This is a genomic window from Bacillus swezeyi (assembly GCF_030908325.1).
GTDB lineage: Bacteria > Bacillota > Bacilli > Bacillales > Bacillaceae > Bacillus > Bacillus swezeyi.
The window spans coordinates 1,964,123-1,982,551 of the sequence record NZ_CP133085.1; the positions used below are offsets into that span (position 1 = coordinate 1,964,123).

General features: G+C 46.7%; 13 protein-coding genes. All 13 read left to right on the forward strand.

Features of this window, described 5'->3' with window-relative positions; genetic code table 11:
• Positions 1 to 38 precede the first annotated feature (38 nt).
• The 13 genes from RBH91_RS09800 to truB all read left to right on the forward strand — a co-directional run bounded on the left by RBH91_RS09800 (position 39) and on the right by truB (position 18,426).
• Positions 39 to 4,355 carry a PolC-type DNA polymerase III gene (locus RBH91_RS09800; protein ID WP_076760551.1) on the forward strand — a complete coding sequence of 1,439 codons (4,317 nt, stop codon included), beginning with the start codon at positions 39 to 41 and terminating at the stop codon, positions 4,353 to 4,355.
• Positions 4,356 to 4,910: 555 nt separating this feature from the next.
• Positions 4,911 to 6,812, forward strand: coding sequence for a glycoside hydrolase family 9 protein (locus RBH91_RS09805; protein ID WP_404802505.1), 1,902 nt, complete (start codon positions 4,911 to 4,913; stop codon positions 6,810 to 6,812).
• Between the two features lie 73 nt (positions 6,813 to 6,885).
• Positions 6,886 to 9,000, forward strand: coding sequence for a glycoside hydrolase family 48 protein (locus tag RBH91_RS09810; RefSeq protein ID WP_307894404.1), 2,115 nt, complete (start codon positions 6,886 to 6,888; stop codon positions 8,998 to 9,000).
• A 194-nt stretch (positions 9,001 to 9,194) separates the two neighbouring features.
• Complete coding sequence (locus tag RBH91_RS09815) at positions 9,195 to 10,877, forward strand: cellulase family glycosylhydrolase (RefSeq protein ID WP_307894405.1); 1,683 nt, start codon at positions 9,195 to 9,197, stop codon at positions 10,875 to 10,877.
• A 123-nt stretch (positions 10,878 to 11,000) separates the two neighbouring features.
• Positions 11,001 to 12,170, forward strand: a complete 1,170-nt coding sequence (locus RBH91_RS09820) for a glycoside hydrolase 5 family protein (protein ID WP_404802506.1) — start codon at positions 11,001 to 11,003, stop codon at positions 12,168 to 12,170.
• Positions 12,171 to 12,362: 192 nt separating this feature from the next.
• Complete coding sequence (rimP, locus tag RBH91_RS09825) at positions 12,363 to 12,836, forward strand: ribosome maturation factor RimP (RefSeq protein WP_307894407.1); 474 nt, start codon at positions 12,363 to 12,365, stop codon at positions 12,834 to 12,836.
• A 31-nt stretch (positions 12,837 to 12,867) separates the two neighbouring features.
• On the forward strand, positions 12,868 to 13,989 hold the full coding sequence (nusA, locus tag RBH91_RS09830; RefSeq protein WP_076760556.1) for a transcription termination factor NusA: 1,122 nt from the start codon (positions 12,868 to 12,870) through the stop codon (positions 13,987 to 13,989).
• 13 nt (positions 13,990 to 14,002) lie between these two features.
• Positions 14,003 to 14,278 carry an RNase P modulator RnpM gene (rnpM, locus tag RBH91_RS09835; RefSeq protein WP_076760557.1) on the forward strand — a complete coding sequence of 92 codons (276 nt, stop codon included), beginning with the start codon at positions 14,003 to 14,005 and terminating at the stop codon, positions 14,276 to 14,278.
• Entirely contained in the window at positions 14,279 to 14,581 is a 303-nt protein-coding gene (locus RBH91_RS09840) for a YlxQ family RNA-binding protein (RefSeq protein ID WP_307894409.1), read from the forward strand.
• A 19-nt stretch (positions 14,582 to 14,600) separates the two neighbouring features.
• Complete coding sequence (infB, locus tag RBH91_RS09845; RefSeq protein WP_076760559.1) at positions 14,601 to 16,781, forward strand: translation initiation factor IF-2; 2,181 nt, start codon at positions 14,601 to 14,603, stop codon at positions 16,779 to 16,781.
• Positions 16,778 to 17,056 carry a DUF503 domain-containing protein gene (locus tag RBH91_RS09850; RefSeq protein WP_076760560.1) on the forward strand — a complete coding sequence of 93 codons (279 nt, stop codon included), beginning with the start codon at positions 16,778 to 16,780 and terminating at the stop codon, positions 17,054 to 17,056. The genes infB and RBH91_RS09850 overlap by 4 nt, the downstream gene beginning before the upstream one ends.
• 18 nt (positions 17,057 to 17,074) lie before the next feature.
• Positions 17,075 to 17,425: a 30S ribosome-binding factor RbfA gene (gene rbfA, locus RBH91_RS09855; RefSeq protein ID WP_076760561.1), complete on the forward strand. Its 351-nt coding sequence runs from the start codon at positions 17,075 to 17,077 to the stop codon at positions 17,423 to 17,425.
• A 71-nt stretch (positions 17,426 to 17,496) separates the two neighbouring features.
• Complete coding sequence (truB, locus tag RBH91_RS09860) at positions 17,497 to 18,426, forward strand: tRNA pseudouridine(55) synthase TruB (protein WP_307894411.1); 930 nt, start codon at positions 17,497 to 17,499, stop codon at positions 18,424 to 18,426.
• The last annotated feature ends 3 nt before the right edge of the window (positions 18,427 to 18,429 follow it).

Consider the following 18,429-nt stretch of genomic DNA (forward strand, 5'->3'; position numbering starts at 1 on the left):
ACCTTCAATTATGATTTTCTTTTAGGGAGGAATCTGTCTTGGAAGACCAGCTTTCTGTCAACAGAAGACAGTTTCAAATTCTTCTGCAGCAGCTGAATTTAACGGAAGATACATTGATCCGCCATCTTGAAGGCGGACAAATCATGAAGCTGACCGTTCATAAGCACAAGAAGACATGGCATTTTCACTTTAGATTAAAAGCAGTGCTGCCTTATCAGATCTTCGAGCGGTTTCACCTTCAGCTGACACGCACCTTTTCCCATATCGCACAAGTCACCTGCTCAATTGAAGCTGAGGACCAATCGGTGGACGAACAGCTTGTCCAAGACTACTGGACGCGCTGTATTCAAGAATTGGACGGCATTTCTCCGCCGATTTTAACGCTATTGAATGAGCAAAAACCAAAGCTTGCAGGAAACAAAATACTGCTGAAAACGAAAACAGATACAGAAGCTTCCGCTTTAAAGAAAAAATACGGCTCATTCATTCAGTCAAGCTATCGGACATTCGGTTTTCCAGAGTTTCAGCTTGATACTGAAATTTTTGTCTCAGATCAAGAGATTCAGAAATTCAGAGAGCAAAAACAGGCTGAAGATCAGGAAAGAGCTCTCCAGGCTTTGATCGAAATGGAGAAGCAGGATAAAGAAGCTCAAGATGATGAAACACCGTCAGGCCCGCTTCAGATCGGCTATCAGATTAAAGACTCGGAGGAAATCAGAACGCTTGACAGCATCATGGATGAAGAGCGGAGAATCACGGTTCAAGGCTATGTGTTCGATGCTGAAACAAGGGAGCTGAAAAGCGGCAGAACGCTTTGCATCTTTAAAATTACCGATTATACAAACAGCATTCTCATCAAAATGTTTGCCAGAGAAAAAGAAGATGCGACCTTGATGAAATCCTTGAAAAAAGGCATGTGGGTGAAAGCGAGAGGAAGCATCCAGAACGATACGTTCGTCCGTGATTTAGTGATGATTGCCAATGATGTCAATGAAATAAAAGCGAAAACGCGTGAGGATACAGCTCCGGATGAAGAAAAACGCATCGAGCTCCACCTTCATTCGCCGATGAGTCAGATGGACGCCGTTTCAGGCATTGGCAAGCTTGTCGAACAGGCAAAAAAATGGGGGCACCCTGCTATCGCTCTCACAGACCATGCTGTCGTACAGTCGTTTCCAGATGCTTATGCGGCAAGCAAAAAGCATGGTGTGAAAATGCTCTACGGACTTGAGGCCAACCTTGTCGATGACGGCGTGCCAATCGCCTACAATCCCGTACACCGCCTTCTGGAAGAGGAAACCTATGTCGTATTTGACGTCGAAACGACGGGCCTGTCGGCTGTCTACGATACGATCATCGAATTGGCCGCGGTAAAAGTAAAAGGCGGGGAAATCATTGAGCGATTTGAACGGTTTGCGAATCCGCACCGCCCTTTATCAGCTACGATTATTGAGCTGACGGGAATTACGGATGACATGCTGAAAGATGCGCCTGAAGTTGAAGAGGTCATCAGAGATTTTAAGGAATGGATCGGGGATCACACGCTTGTTGCGCACAATGCAAGCTTTGACATAGGATTCATCAATGTGGCCTATAAGCGGCTGCTGAAAACGGAAAAAGTGCAGAACCCTGTCATTGACACTCTCGAACTGGGGCGTTTTCTCTATCCGGAGTTTAAAAACCACAGGCTGAATACGCTCTGTAAAAAGTTCGATATTGATCTCACACAGCACCACAGGGCGATATATGATACTGAAGCGACGGGCTATCTTCTCGTGAAAATGCTGAAAGACGCGGCTGAAAAAAATATTCTGTATCATGACCAGCTCAATGAAAATATGGGGCAGTCCAATGCTTATCAGCGTTCAAGACCTTATCACGCGACCCTTCTGGCAGTAAACGAAACAGGGCTGAAAAACCTTTTTAAACTCGTCTCACTGTCACACATCCATTATTTCTACAGGGTGCCGAGAATTCCGAGATCACAGCTTGAAAAGCACAGGGAAGGCATTTTAATTGGTTCGGCGTGTGACAAGGGCGAAGTATTTGAAGGCATGATGCAAAAATCGCCGGAAGAAGTAGAAGAGATCGCTTCATTTTATGACTACTTTGAAGTGATGCCGCCGGAGGTCTACCGCCATCTGCTCCAGCTTGAACTGGTCAGGGATGAAAAAGCGCTGAAAGAAATCATCACAAATATAACAAAGCTTGGCGACAAACTGGATATACCTGTTGTGGCAACGGGAAATGTCCACTATTTGAATCCCGAGGATAAGATCTACAGGAAGATCTTGATTGCTTCGCAAGGCGGCGCAAATCCGCTCAACAGACACGAGCTGCCGAATGTTCACTTCCGCACAACAAATGAGATGCTTGATGCCTTTTCATTTTTGGGCGAGGAAAAAGCGAAAGAAATTGTTGTCGCCAACACCCGGAAGATCAGCGGGCAGATCGAAGAAATCAAACCGATCAAAGATGATCTTTATACACCGAAAATCGACGGAGCGGACGAAGAAATCCGCCGCATGAGTTATGAGAAAGCGAGAAGCATCTATGGCGACGACCTTCCCGAAATTGTGGAAGAGCGGATTGAAAAAGAGCTGAAAAGCATTATCGGCCACGGATTTGCCGTTATTTACCTGATCTCTCATAAACTCGTAAAACGGTCTCTCGATGATGGCTATCTCGTCGGATCAAGGGGATCTGTCGGTTCTTCACTGGTCGCAACATTGACGGAAATTACCGAGGTCAATCCGCTGGCACCGCACTATGTCTGCCCGGATTGCCGCCATTCAGAGTTTTTCAACGATGGTTCTGTCGGATCAGGGTTTGACCTTCCTGATAAAGACTGTCCGAAATGCGGAGCCGCCTATAAAAAAGACGGCCACGATATTCCGTTTGAAACGTTCCTCGGCTTTAAAGGGGACAAGGTTCCGGATATCGACTTGAACTTCTCGGGAGAATACCAGCCGCACGCCCATAACTATACGAAAGTATTATTCGGGGAAGATAACGTCTACCGTGCGGGAACGATCGGCACGGTTGCTGAAAAGACGGCCTACGGATATGTTAAAGGATATGCAAACGACAACAACTTGCATATGCGCGGTGCGGAAATCGACCGCCTCGTACAGGGCTGCACAGGCGTCAAGCGGACGACGGGCCAGCACCCGGGCGGAATTATCGTTGTTCCCGATTACATGGATATTTATGACTTTTCACCGATTCAGTTCCCGGCAGATGCCACAGGTTCGGAATGGAAAACGACACACTTTGATTTCCACTCCATTCATGACAACCTGCTGAAGCTGGATATCCTCGGACACGATGATCCGACGGTGATCCGCATGCTCCAGGATTTAAGCGGAATTGATCCAAAAACGATTCCGACGGACGATCCAGAGGTGATGAAAATATTTCAGGGAACGGAGTCTTTAGGCGTGACTGAAGAACAGATCGGCTGTAAAACAGGAACGCTTGGCATCCCTGAATTCGGAACCCGTTTTGTCAGGCAGATGCTTGAGGATACAAAACCGACGACATTTTCCGAGCTCGTTCAGATTTCCGGTCTCTCACACGGGACGGACGTCTGGCTCGGCAACGCACAAGAGCTGATTCACAATAAAATTTGCGAGCTGAGCGAAGTCATCGGCTGCCGTGACGATATTATGGTGTACTTAATCTATCAGGGGCTTGAGCCTTCCCTCGCCTTTAAGATCATGGAATTCGTCAGAAAAGGAAAGGGATTAACACCTGAGTGGGAAGAAGAAATGAAAAATAACAATGTTCCGGACTGGTATATTGATTCTTGTAAAAAGATCAAGTACATGTTCCCGAAAGCCCACGCCACGGCATATGTGCTGATGGCCGTCCGGATCGCCTACTTCAAAGTCCATCATCCTTTGCTTTATTACGCAGCCTACTTTACAGTGCGTGCGGATGATTTTGACATTGATACGATGATCAAAGGCTCCACCGCGATCAAAGCCGTCATGGATGACATCAACAGCAAAGGGCTTGACGCTTCTCCGAAAGAGAAGAGTTTGCTCACCGTACTTGAATTGGCGCTTGAAATGTGTGAAAGAGGCTTCTCTTTGCAAAAAGTCGATCTTTACCGTTCGAGTGCATCTGAATTCATCATTGACGGAAACAGCCTGATTCCTCCTTTTAATTCTATCCCGGGCCTTGGGACAAACGCCGCCTTGAATATTGTCAATGCAAGGAAAGAAGGCGAATTTCTTTCAAAAGAGGATTTACAAAAAAGAGGAAAGGTTTCAAAAACGATTATGGAATATCTGGATCGTCACGGCTGTTTAGAGTCGCTTCCAGATCAAAACCAGCTTTCTTTATTCTAAATTCTAAAGACTGCCGACTGTTTTCGGCAGTCTCTTTTTATACTGAATAAAGGCTGAAGATCATCTAACGGATAACGAAGGCGGATGTCACATCCGCCATAAAGGGCTGTCAGATCCATTGACAATTAATATACAGTAATGTTAATATTTTCAAAGTAATGTCAGATCGATAAGCAGAGCCCGCTGTTATATCTCACAAGTTAGTTTCTTGCATGAACAAACTAAGTCTTCAATCGTACAGCCTGCAAAGGTTTACCTCTTCTTAAACCTAAAAATTTATATTGAGCGGCTGTCAATCCTCAAAAATAAACCATTTCATTTATTCAAAATCAACTACTCTATTTTCTCTAAAAGCTGTTTTAAAGTTACATTCAGGCCATATCTCCATTTAACGGCAGACACCATGCGTTTTTCACTAAAAGGGGGTGAGTGTGATGTAAACAGTTGGCTGTTTCATGAGGAAAACATCGGTGAGGAGGAAGGAGTCAGTTGAAACAGAACGCTTATTTAAAAATGAAAACGTTTTTCTTCGGATTACTGCTTGTGTTTGGCATGATGATGCCGGCTGCTGACAGATCCGGTGCGGTATATGCGGAAGGGAACCCGCAAAATTATGCCGAACTGCTGCAAAAATCGATTTTATTCTATGAGGCACAGCGCTCTGGAAAGCTTTCGGAAAATAGTCGGCTGAATTGGAGAGGAGACTCGGCTCTTGAGGATGGAAAAGATGTCGGTCATGATTTGACAGGAGGATGGTATGATGCCGGAGACCATGTGAAGTTTGGCCTGCCAATGGCTTATTCTGCGGCTGTCCTATCCTGGTCTGTCTATGAATACCGTGATGCATATGAAGAGGCAGGACAGCTTGATGCGATATTAAACAATATAAAATGGGCAACAGACTATTTTATGAAGGCGCATACAGCCCCTAACGAATTATGGGGCCAGGTCGGCAATGGAGCACAAGATCATGCCTGGTGGGGACCGGCTGAAGTGATGCCGATGAAGCGGCCGGCCTATAAGATTGATGCAAGCTGCCCGGGTTCAGACCTGGCCGGCAGTACAGCTGCAGCGCTTGCTTCAGCATCGATCATCTTCAAGCCGACAGATTCCTCTTATTCAACTAAACTATTATCACATGCCAAAGAGCTGTACGATTTTGCCGACCGCTACCGCGGCAAATATTCAGACTGCATTACCGACGCACAGCAATACTATAATTCGTGGAGCGGATATCAAGATGAACTGACATGGGGAGCCGTCTGGCTGTATTTGGCAACTGATGAACAAAAATATTTGGATAAAGCGCTGGTCTCGGTCTCTGACTGGGGTGCACCCTCAAGCTGGCCTTACCGCTGGACGCTTTCATGGGATGACGTCACATACGGGGCACAGCTGTTATTGGCACGTCTGACGAATGATTCCCGTTTTACCGCATCTGTCGAACGCAACCTTGACTATTGGTCGACAGGTTACAGCCAAAATGGAAGCACAGAGCGAATCACTTATACGCCGGGCGGGCTGGCCTGGCTGGAGCAGTGGGGAGCGCTGCGCTATGCTTCAAATGCCGCTTTTCTCGCATTTGTTTATTCCGATTGGGTAAAAGATGCCGATAAAGCAAACAGGTATCGGGATTTTGCGGTTCAGCAAATCAACTATATGCTCGGAGATAACCCTCATAACCGCAGCTTTGTTGTCGGATACGGAACCAATCCGCCGAAGCACCCGCATCACCGTACAGCACATGGTTCGTGGGCAGATCAAATGAATGTGCCTGAACACCATCGCCATACCCTTTACGGCGCATTAGTAGGCGGACCGGGAAGAGATGATTCGTACCGGGATGAAATATCTGATTATGTGTCAAACGAAGTTGCGATCGATTACAATGCCGCATTTACCGGTAATATAGCGAAAATGTTCCAGCTGTATGGCGCTGGACAAACGCCTCTTCCTCATTTTCCGGAAAAGGAAACACCTGAAGATGAGTTTTTTGCAGAGGCATCCATCAACAGTTCGGGAGACAGCTATTCAGAAATCAGGGTGCAGCTCAATAACCGGTCAGGGTGGCCGGCAAGGAAAACCGATAAACTGTCTTTCCGTTATTACGTTGACTTGACCGAAGCGGCGAAGGCCGGATATTCTCCCGAACATATAAAGGTCGAAATCGGAGGATACAACGAAGGGGCTACAGTGTCCCAGCTGAAGCCTCACCATAGCGGCAAACATGTTTATTATACGGAAATCAGCTTCAGCGGGGTAATGATTTATCCCGGCGGTCAATCGGCCCATAAAAAAGAAGTTCAGTTCCGCATGTCGGCCCCGACTGGAACAACCTTTTGGAATCCGGAAAATGACTACTCTTATCAGGGGCTTTCACATTCGCTTGCGAAAACCCGATATATGCCTGTTTATGATGAAGGACGGCTTGTTTTCGGAAAAGAACCCGACTCATAAAAGCCGGTCATTACATGCCCGGCGTTCCAAACATTGAAACGGAAGCTCTCAGCTTCAAAAGGGAGGACATATCGTGGACAATCAAACACGCTTTATGCAATTGTATGAACAAATAAAAAGTCCGAAAAACGGTTATTTTTCACCTGAAGGTATTCCTTATCACGCTGTTGAAACGCTTATATGTGAAGCGCCTGACTATGGTCATATGACGACATCAGAAGCATACAGCTATTGGCTGTGGCTTGAAGCGATGTATGGCCGCTACACGCAAGACTGGTCAAGGCTTGAAGCCGCTTGGGACAATATGGAGAAATATATCATCCCGGTCAATGAAGGCGATGGAAAAGAAGAACAGCCGACGATGAGCTACTACAACCCCTCAAGTCCTGCCACATATGCCGCCGAACATCCCTACCCAGACCTTTATCCTTCAGCGCTGACCGGACAATACCCAGCCGGAAACGATCCGCTTGACGGAGAGCTTAGATCCGCTTACGGAAGCAATGAAACGTATTTAATGCACTGGCTGCTGGATGTTGACAACTGGTATGAATTCGGAAATCTGCTGAATCCACCGCATACAGCCGTTTATGTCAACACTTATCAGCGCGGTGAACAGGAGTCGGTTTGGGAAACGGTTCCGCACCCGTCTCAGGATAATCAGACATTCGGAAAACCGAATGAAGGATTTATGAGTCTGTTTACAAAAGAAAATCAGGCCCCTGCACCGCAATGGCGCTATACGAACGCGACAGACGCCGATGCCCGCGCCGTTCAGGCGATGTACTGGGCCAAACAATGGGGCTACAGCAATACAAAGTATTTAGATAAAGCCAAAAAGATGGGGGATTTTCTCCGCTACGGCATGTATGATAAATACTTTCAAGAAATTGGAAGCGCTGCCGACGGCTCTCCTTCCCGCGGTTCTGGAAAGAATGCCTGTCATTATTTAATGGCTTGGTACACCGCTTGGGGGGGCGGACTGGGGCAGTATGCGAACTGGGCGTGGCGGATCGGCGCGAGCCATGTGCATCAAGGCTATCAGAACCCTGTTGCCTCGTATGCGCTGTCTTCGGCTGAAGGGGGGCTGATTCCAAATTCACCTTCAGCGCGCAGCGATTGGGAAACGACGCTGAAAAGGCAGCTTGAACTCTACACATGGCTGCTTTCTTCAGAAGGGGCGGTTGCAGGAGGCGCCACAAACAGCTGGAACGGCAACTACAGTGCATACCCGCAGAATATCAGCACGTTTTACGGCATGGCATACACCGAAGCGCCTGTATATCATGATCCGCCTTCTAACAATTGGTTCGGAATGCAAGTCTGGCAGATAGAAAGGGTGGCGGAACTGTATTATATTTTTGCGCAGAAAGGCGACAAATCGTCAGAAAACTTTAAAATGGCAAAACACGTAATTGAAAAATGGGTCGCATATTCAATGGATTATGTATTTGTCAACGAACGGCCGATGTCTGATGAAGAAGGCTACTATTTAAACGAAGCAGGAGAACGCGTCCTTGGCGGCAAAAACCCGCAGATTGCCACACAATCTGACCCGGGCGAATTCTGGGTTCCTGCGAACCTTGAATGGAACGGCCAGCCTGATCCGTGGAAGGGCTTTGATTCATTTACAGGAAATCCGGATCTGCGTGTCACGACTAAGAACCCGTCTCAGGATGTCGGCGTTCTCGGCAGCTATATCAAAACGCTCGTCTTCTTTGCAGCCGGAACAAAAGCTGAAACCGCAAGCTTTACTGATCTCGGAAACCAAGCTAAAGACCTGGCAAAAGAACTGCTTGATACGGCGTGGAATAAAAATGACGGAATCGGAATCGCAGCAGAAGAAGAACATGAAGATTATATCCGCTACTTTACGAAGGAGATCTACTTTCCGAATGGCTGGAGCGGAAGAAATGGCCAGGGCAACACCATTCCGGGGCCGAATACTGTGCCGTCTGATCCGGCAAAAGGCGGAAACGGCGTCTATATCAGTCATACGGATCTACGTCCGAAAATAAAAAACGATCCAATGTGGGCTTATTTAGAAAATAAATACCAAACCTCATGGAATCCGAATACGGGCAAATGGGAAAATGGCCTGCCAACTTTTGTTTATCACCGTTTCTGGTCTCAGGTTGATATGGCGACAGCTTATGCTGAATATGACCGTTTAATCGGAGATGCTTAATAAAAGAATGTTGGAGATATAAGAGAATGAACCAGGTCTTTGGCTTCAGAAAGCGTCAATAGAACTTGTAGGGCGGCGTTTTAGGCAGGGCGCCTGAAATCAGCCGCCTTTATGATGAAATCAGCAACAGACAGCTGCGGAGAAAAATGTAAACGTTTTCCGTGCGTGAATCCTCTAAAAAGGAGATTGAAAGATTGAGAAAAAAGCGCTTAACCTTATGTGTAAAATCGATCATTCTATTATTTTTGATCATGGGAACGGCCTTTTCAGCCGCAGTTCCGAACGCTTTTGGAACAAGCGGGGAAGTGAAGGCAAACAAGCAGGGCCTCAGTTCGCCGGCAGACCTTTTGGAAAACATGAGTCCGGGATGGAACCTTGGCAACACGCTTGACGCCGTCCCGACAGAAGGCTCTTGGAACAATCCGCCGGTCAAAGAGCATACGTTTGATGATATTCGAGATGCGGGATTTAGAAGCGTCCGCATTCCTGTGACATGGGATTCGCACATCGGCAGCGCTCCCGATTATACGATTGACCCCGCTTGGATGAACCGGGTGGAAGAAGTGACGGACTGGGCATTAGAAAGAAATTTTTACGTCGTATTAAATATTCATCACGATTCGTGGCTTTGGATCAGCCGCATGGGAAACAGCCAGCAGGAGACTTTAGATAAACTGGGGAAAGTCTGGGGGCAGATTGCCGAGCGTTTTCAACATAAAAGTGAGCGACTGCTGTTTGAAATTGTCAATGAACCGACTGGAATGAGCGCCTATCAATTGAACCTGCTTAACAGGGAGATGTTGAACATCATCCGTTCGACCGGCGGCAAAAATGATCGGCGGCTCGTGATTGTCGGCGGACTTGAAGATAACAAAGATGAATTGCTCAATTCGTTTGAGCCGCCTGATGATGACCGGATCGTTCTCACCTATCACTACTATTCGCCGTGGGACTATGTGTCAAACTGGTGGGGCCGGACGACTTGGGGGGCAGCAAAAGAAATCGCAGAGATGGAACAGGACATCAGGCCGGTCTATGAGACCTTTGTAAACAAAGGATACCCGGTCATCATCGGTGAGTACGGCACCCTCGGCGCCAATGAAAATCATTCAAAGCGGCTGTATCATGATACGGTTGTCCGTCTCGCCCATAAATATCAAATGATCCCGATGTGGTGGGACAACGGGAATGACCAGTTTGACCGGATGGCGAGAAAATGGCGCGATCCTGTCGTAAAAGACATGGTCATTCAGGCAGGGCGCGGCGTCCCCAACGCGATCATCCAACCGGCGGATCTTTTTATAAAGAAGGGGCAAAGCATTGGCGATCAGACGACAGACATTCAGCAGAACGGAAATACGCTGACCGGCATCTACCGGCAATCTGAGCAGCTGCAGGAAGGAAGCGACTATACGGTTACTGATGACGGAAAAACAGTCAAGATCAAAGCATCCTTTCTGAAAAAGCTGATTGCCGGGTCGGAACAGCCGGGTACAAAAGCACAGCTCACTTTTACGTTTGATAAAGGTGCAAACCAGGTCATGGATGTCATTCTTTATGATGCGCCAAAGCTTGAAAAAAGCGAATTTACAATCAGTCAATCGGCAGTGGACGGCGATCTCAAAATCCCGGCGTCATTAAACGGAACGAAGCTGGCTACGGTTAAAGGAGTCGTCGACTCTACGGGAAGGCCGGTTCTTGAAGACGTATGGTCATGGACGCCGTATTTAAACTATGACGAAGATTTTTACGAAAAAGACGGAGATCTGTATTTGAGAGAGCGTGTTTTAAAGTATTTGAAAAGCGATTCCACTTTCACTTTTGAAATGTGGCCGAAAGGCGTCGAGGCAGTCGTGAAAGTAAAAGTAACGCCTTGAATTTGAGGCTCTACATTTGCCTGGACAAAGGACGGCGGCTCATATTTTGAATGCCGCCGTCCTCTAATATTTTCTTGAAGAAAGCGGGGAAAAGCGATGAGAAAAGGTTTTTTGAAATGGCTGATGCTGTTTTTGCTGGCGCTCTCCGCCATTCAGTCCGGATACTCCCGGCAGATTCTTGCTGCATCTCCTTTTGTTGAGAAATCTGGAACGAGATTCGTTTTAAACGGAAAAGACTTTTATTTTGCCGGGACCAATAACTATTATTTTCATTATAAATCTAAAAAAATGGTTGATGATGTGTTTGCAGATATGAAAGCGATGAATTTGAAAGTGATTCGCATCTGGGGATTTCTCGACGGCCAGCCGCAGGAAAACACCGTGATGCAGCCAAGACCGGGCGAATATGATGAATCAGGCTTTTCAAAGCTTGACTACGCCATTTATAAGGCGGGGCAAACAGGAATCAAACTTGTCATCCCCTTTGTGAACAACTGGGATGATTTTGGCGGAATGAATCAGTATGTCAGATGGTTTCAGGCGGATGGACATGACACATTTTACACACATCCGGGCATTAAGCAGGCATATAAAGACTATGTGTCCTATATGCTGAATCGGGTCAACACTTATACAGGCGTCAAGTATAAAGACGATCCTGCGATCATGGCATGGGAGCTCGCCAACGAGCCGAGGGTGCAGTCAGACAGGAGCGGAAATACGCTCGTTCAATGGGCTGACGAGATGAGTGCGTTTATCAAATCCATTGACAAAAACCATCTTGTCGCAGTTGGAGATGAAGGGTTTTATCATATAGAAGGACATCCCGACTGGCAGTATGGCGGGGGAGAAGGCGTTGATTGGAAAAGGCTTGCCGCGCTTCCCCACATTGACTACGGCACATACCACCTTTATCCAGACCATTGGGGCAAAACCGCTGAATGGGGGAATCAGTGGATCAAAGACCATATTAACGATGGAAAAGAAATCGGCAAACCCGTTGTTTTAGAGGAGTACGGCTACCAGGATCAAACAAGGCGGAATGACGTCTACAGAACATGGCTTGATCTCATTGAAAAGCAAGGCGGGGCGGGAAGCCAATTTTGGATTTTGACCGGCATTCAGGATGACGGCACTCTCTACCCGGATTATGACGGCTTTCGAATCGTTTATCCAAGTTCTGCCGCTTCCGTCATTTCCGAACACGCCAAACGGATGAACGAAAAAACGGGCACGTCCCATCAGCAGTGCGCAGGCAAAAGCCTAACTGAACACTGTCATGATTTGCATTAAAAAAATGGTTATGGTATAGTTTTATTGGAAATGCTAACGATAGCCGAGGCGAAGAGTGGGGAAACCCGCTCTTTTGTATTGAACAGGCAATTTTGTCTCGACATGTTCATCGTTTTTTCTATAATCCCTGCTTATGAAGCAGGGTTTTTACGAGAGAGCTGATGAATTGGAGCCTGCACAAGGAGGAAAAGAATGAGTACCAAAGTGATCGATACCGCTAGCGAAATGGTCCAGCCTATACTAGACAATCTTCAGCTTGAACTCGTTGACATCGAATTTGTCAAGGAAGGTCCAAACTGGTTCCTTCGCGTGTTTATTGATTCTGAAGACGGCGTTGACATCGAAGAATGTGCCAAGGTTAGCGAAGCTCTTAGTGAAAAGCTTGACGAGGCTGATCCAATCAAGCAAAATTACTTTCTTGAAGTATCATCTCCCGGAGCTGAACGGCCTTTAAAGAAAGAAGCCGATTTCATGAAAGCGCTCGGAAAAAACGTATATATTAAAACGTATGAACCTATTGAAGGCAATAAAGAGTTTGAAGGTAAGCTTTCTGCATTTGACGGTGAAATCGCGGAGATTACAGTCACGATCAAAACACGGCAGAAAAAAATCAATATTCCATATGAAAAAATAGCCAAAGCAAGGCTGGCTGTTACGTTCAATTAATTTTTGACTGTTTAAGGGGGAAACCATAAACATGAGTAGTGAGTTGTTAGATGCCCTGACTGTTCTTGAAAAAGAAAAGGGAATCAGTAAGGACATTATTATTGAAGCGATTGAAGCTGCGCTCATCTCCGCCTACAAGCGGAACTTTAACCAGGCGCAGAACGTCAGGGTAGACTTGAATCGCGACACAGGTTCAATCCGCGTTTTCGCCCGCAAAGACGTCGTGGATGAAGTCTATGATCCGCGGCTGGAAATCTCGATTGAAGACGCGAGAAGCATCAACCCGAACTATATTGTCGGAGATGTCGTGGAAATAGAAGTGACACCGAAGGACTTCGGACGCATCGCCGCCCAAACAGCCAAGCAGGTGGTCACTCAGCGCGTCCGTGAAGCGGAGCGCGGCGTCATCTATTCAGAATTTATCGACCGTGAAGAAGATATCATGACAGGTATCGTCCAGCGGATCGACAGTAAGTTCATCTATGTATCTTTGGGCAAAATCGAGGCGCTTCTGCCGGCCTCAGAACAAATGCCAAATGAAGTCTACAAACCTCATGACCGAATCAAAGTGTTTATCACAAAAGTGGAAAAAACCACGAAGGGTCCGCAGATTTATGTTTCAAGAACTCATCCAGGCTTATTAAAACGGCTCTTTGAAATCGAAGTCCCTGAAATTTACGATGGAACGGTCGAGCTTAAATCTGTGGCGAGAGAAGCGGGAGACCGCTCCAAAATTTCCGTCCGGACAGATGATCAAGATATCGATCCGGTCGGTGCCTGTGTCGGACCTAAGGGCCAGCGCGTCCAAGCGATCGTCAATGAACTGAAAGGCGAGAAAATCGACATTGTTCATTGGTCAAACGATCCGGTGGAATTTGTCGCCAATGCGTTAAGCCCGTCTAAAGTGCTTGATGTCATCGTCAATGAGGAAGACAAGGCGACAACGGTCGTCGTTCCTGATTACCAGCTTTCACTGGCGATCGGCAAAAGGGGTCAAAATGCCCGCCTAGCGGCAAAGCTGACAAGCTGGAAAATCGATATTAAAAGCGAAACAGATGCAAGAGAACTTGGTATTTATCCAAGGGAGCTTGAAGAAGAGCCTGAAGAGCTTTTCCTGGAAAGTGAAACTCCAGAATCGGATGAAGATGAATAAGAGGTGACCTTTGGTGAAAAGCCGAAAGAAGATCCCGCTTAGAAAGTGCGTCGTAACAGGGGAAATGAAGCCTAAAAAGGAGCTTATCCGCGTCGTCCGTTCGAAAGAAGGGGAAGTTTCCGTAGACCCGACTGGCAAAAAGAACGGCCGGGGAGCTTACCTTACGCTTGAGAAAGACGTCATTTTAACTGCAAAAAAGAAAAACAGCTTAGCAAATCAGCTTCAAGCACAAATTGATGATCAGATTTTTGATGAATTGCTGGAACTGGCGGAAAAGGAGAACAGATAAATGTCGGAGTTAGAATGGTTTTCCTTGCTGGGTCTGGCGAATCGAGCTCGAAAGGTCGTGTCCGGAGAAGACCTGGTTGTGAAAGAAATCAGGCATTCACGCGCAAAGCTTGTTTTGCTTGCAGACGACGCTTCGGCTAACACGGAGAAAAAAGTAACAGACAAATGCAAACACTACGATGTGCCTGTCAGAAAAATCGCAGATCGTACGCTGCTGGGCCGTTCAATCGGCAAAGACTCCCGTGTGGTTGTCGCCGTAACTGATCAAGGTTTTGCGAATACGTTGCTCCGAAAGCTCGATTAATTTTTTTGGGGGTGAACGAATGGCTAAAATGAGAGTTTATGAATATGCAAAAGCCATAAATGTTTCAAGTAAGGATATTATAGCGGCACTAAAAGGTATGAATATTGAAGTCAATAACCATATGGCGATGATTGAAGAAAATGCAATCAGACAGCTTGACCAAAAATTCAAAAAAGGCGGCCAGCCTGCAGCAAATAAGCAGGCCGGAAACAAAAGGAACGCCGATCAAAGCGGCCAAAAACAGCCGCAGCAAGAAGCCGCAAAACAGAATGCCGGAACTAAACCAAACAAAAATCGAGATGGAAAGAAGAATAACGTGCAGAATACTCAATTTAACAATAAAAACAAAAAGAAAAACAACAACAACAAAAACAACAACAAAAAGAACAAGCGCAATAAAAACCATCAGTCTCCGCAGGAGAAACAGTTCAAGCCGAAAAAAGAGCTGCCTGAAAAAATTGAATTTACGAATTCGATGTCGGTCGGCGCTCTTGCTGAAGAGCTCGGAAAAGAGCCGTCAGAAATCATTAAAAAACTGATGCTGCTCGGCGTCATGGCGACGATCAACCAGGATCTTGACAAAGATACGGTAGAACTGATCGCTTCAGAATACGGTGTTGAAGTGGAAGAAGTGATCGTCCATGAAGAGACCGAATTTGAAAAATACGAAGAGCCGGATCAAGAGGAAAATCTTGAAATCCGCCCTCCTGTCGTTACGATCATGGGCCACGTAGACCATGGGAAAACAACGCTTCTCGACAGCATCAGAAAAACGAAAGTTGTTGAAGGTGAAGCGGGAGGCATCACACAGCACATCGGCGCTTATCAAATTGAAGAAAACGGGAAGAAAATTACATTCCTCGATACACCGGGGCACGCTGCATTTACAACAATGCGCGCCCGCGGAGCGGAAGTTACCGATATTACGATTCTCGTTGTAGCGGCAGATGACGGAGTTATGCCTCAAACTGTTGAAGCGATTAACCATGCTAAAGCGGCTGAGGTGCCGATTATCGTCGCCGTCAACAAAATCGACAAACCGGCGGCCAATCCGGACCGCGTCATGCAAGAACTGACAGAGCACGGCCTTGTTCCTGAAGCATGGGGGGGCGAGACGATTTTCGTTCCGCTTTCAGCACTTTCAGGAGAAGGAATCGACGGACTCATTGAAATGATCCTGCTTGTCAGTGAAGTCGAGGAGCTCAAAGCGAATTCAAACCGCAGAGCGAAAGGAACGGTCATCGAAGCCGAGCTTGATAAAGGAAAAGGTTCTGTGGCGACATTGCTCGTTCAAAACGGAACGCTGCAGGTCGGTGATCCGATCGTTGTTGGAAATACATTCGGCCGCGTGCGCGCGATGGTCAACGATCTCGGCAGACGCGTGAAATCAGCTGGCCCGTCAACTCCTGTAGAAATTACAGGGCTAAACGAAGTTCCGAATGCAGGGGACCAGTTCCTTGTGTTCAAAGATGAAAAAACAGCCCGTTCAGTCGGAGAAGCGCGCGCTTCGAAACAGCTCGAAGAACAGCGCAGCGATAAAGCGAAGCTCAGCCTTGACGATTTATTTGAACAGATCAAACAAGGCGATGTCAAAGACATTAATCTCGTTGTCAAAGCCGATGTTCAAGGCTCTGCTGAAGCCCTTGCCGCAGCATTGCAAAAAATCGAAGTCGAAGGCGTCAGAGTAAAAATCATTCATACAGGCGTAGGTGCGATTACCGAATCAGATATTATTTTAGCTTCTGCATCAAATGCAATTGTCATCGGGTTTAATGTCAGACCTGACGGAAATGCTAAGAGTACCGCCGAAGCCGAAAATGTGGATATCCGCCTTCACCGTATCATTTATAAAGTCATCGATGAGATTGAAGCGGCCATGAAAGGCATGCTTGATCCCGAGTATGAAGAAAAAGTAATCGGGATGGTTGAAGTCCGTCAAACATTCAAAGTCTCCAAAATCGGTACGATTGCCGGAGGCTATGTGACGGAAGGAACGATCACGCGTGACAGCGGAATCCGCTTAATTCGCGACGGCGTCGTCATCTTTGAAGGAGAAGTTGATGTTCTCAAACGCTTTAAAGACGATGTAAAAGAAGTTTCACAAGGGTATGAATGTGGTATCACCATTAAGAAATACAATGATATACGTGAAGGCGACATGATTGAAGCGTATGTTATGCAAGAAATTGAAAGAAAGTGATCGGTTTCGTTGAATGCGAGTGCATCATATATGATGCATCATCACTCAAGGAAAAACGGGCGGTGCTGAAGCGGATCATCACAAGAGTCCGCGCGAAGTTTAACGTTTCTGTTTCAGAAATTGACTACCAGGATACTTGGCAGCACACAAGCTTCGGAATCGCCGCCGTTTCTTCCTCTCGCGTTCAAACGGAAAAAGAGCTGCAGCGGGTTCTAGCCTTTATCGACTCTTTTCCGGAAATTGAACGGACGATCACGAGAACAGAGTGGTTTTAACGTAGAGGTGGTATGATCATGACGATGAGAGCTACCCGTGTGGGGGAGCAGATGAAAAAAGAACTTGGCGACATTATCGGAAGAAAGCTGAAAGATCCGAGAATCGGATTTTTAACAGTAACAGATGTCAGAGTCTCAGGTGACCTGCAAATTGCCAAAGTGTATATTTCCGTTCTTGGCGATGAAAAGAAAAGGGAAGAGACACTGCATGGCTTGGCAAAAGCGAAGGGCTTCATTCGTTCTGAATTGGGGAATAGAATCAGGCTTCGCAAAACACCTGAAATCCAGTTTGAATTCGATGAATCCATCGATTACGGAAACCGTATCGAAACATTGATTCACGAGCTGAATTCAAACAAAGAAGAATAAGAAGCTAATCTAGGATAGGCGGTCGACTGCCTGTCCTTTTTAGCTGACATCAGAAAGGGGCGAAAAACGGCATGTACAACGGAGTCCTGCTTTTACATAAACCGGTCGGCATGACATCCCATGACTGTGTCATGAAGATCCGCAAACTGTTAAAAACAAAAAAAGTCGGTCATACAGGGACACTGGACCCTGAAGTGTCAGGTGTTCTTCCCATCTGTATCGGGAGGGCAACCAAAATTGTCGAGTACCTGACTGAAAAATCAAAAACATATGATGCCGAGATTACCCTCGGCTTTTCAACGACGACAGAGGATCAGACGGGAGAGATCACGGAAAAGACACCTGTCGGCACACCGCCTGATGAAAAGACCGTTGAGAGCGTCCTCAAAAGTCTTGAAGGAACGATCGAACAAGTCCCGCCGATGTATTCTGCAGTTAAGGTCAACGGAAAAAAACTGTATGAGTACGCAAGAGCGGGAATCGAGGTTGAAAGACCTAAGCGGATCATCACCATCCATCATATTGAACTGGCCTCAGCGATCAGCCGCGAACATGATACAGCCCGCTTCCGGTTTCGCGTGACGTGTTCAAAAGGAACCTATGTCAGGACATTGGCGGTCACGATAGGGCAAAAGCTCGGGCTTCCCGCCCATATGTCCCACTTGATCAGAACGGCATCAGGCCCATTCTCGCTTGATGAATGTCTGACCTTTGAACAGATTAAAGAATGTATTGAAAACGGCACATTGTCTGAACAGCTCGTTGCAGTAGAGCGTGCGCTTGATCATTTGCCGAAATGGATAATTAGTGATACATTAGCTAAGAAAGTGGAAAATGGAGCTGTGCTGGAAACACCTGAGAGCTTTTCTGACTTGACAAGCGATGACCGTCTTGCAGTCTTGACAGAAGCGGGCCGGTGTACAGCCATCTATTATCCGCATCCGACAAAACCCGGCCTGTTGAAGCCGGCAAAAGTACTTGTGCAAAAAAGCGAACAATAAGAA

Coding starts and splice junctions, on each gene's coding strand:
- infB (WP_076760559.1), top strand. CDS start 14,601: ATGGCTAAAATGAGAGTTTATGAATATGCAAAAGCCATAAATGTTTCA.
- rbfA (WP_076760561.1), top strand. CDS start 17,075: ATGACGATGAGAGCTACCCGTGTGGGGGAGCAGATGAAAAAAGAACTT.
- RBH91_RS09840 (WP_307894409.1), top strand. CDS start 14,279: ATGTCGGAGTTAGAATGGTTTTCCTTGCTGGGTCTGGCGAATCGAGCT.
- truB (WP_307894411.1), top strand. CDS start 17,497: ATGTACAACGGAGTCCTGCTTTTACATAAACCGGTCGGCATGACATCC.
- RBH91_RS09805 (WP_404802505.1), top strand. CDS start 4,911: ATGATGCCGGCTGCTGACAGATCCGGTGCGGTATATGCGGAAGGGAAC.
- rimP (WP_307894407.1), top strand. CDS start 12,363: ATGAGTACCAAAGTGATCGATACCGCTAGCGAAATGGTCCAGCCTATA.
- nusA (WP_076760556.1), top strand. CDS start 12,868: ATGAGTAGTGAGTTGTTAGATGCCCTGACTGTTCTTGAAAAAGAAAAG.
- RBH91_RS09820 (WP_404802506.1), top strand. CDS start 11,001: ATGCTGTTTTTGCTGGCGCTCTCCGCCATTCAGTCCGGATACTCCCGG.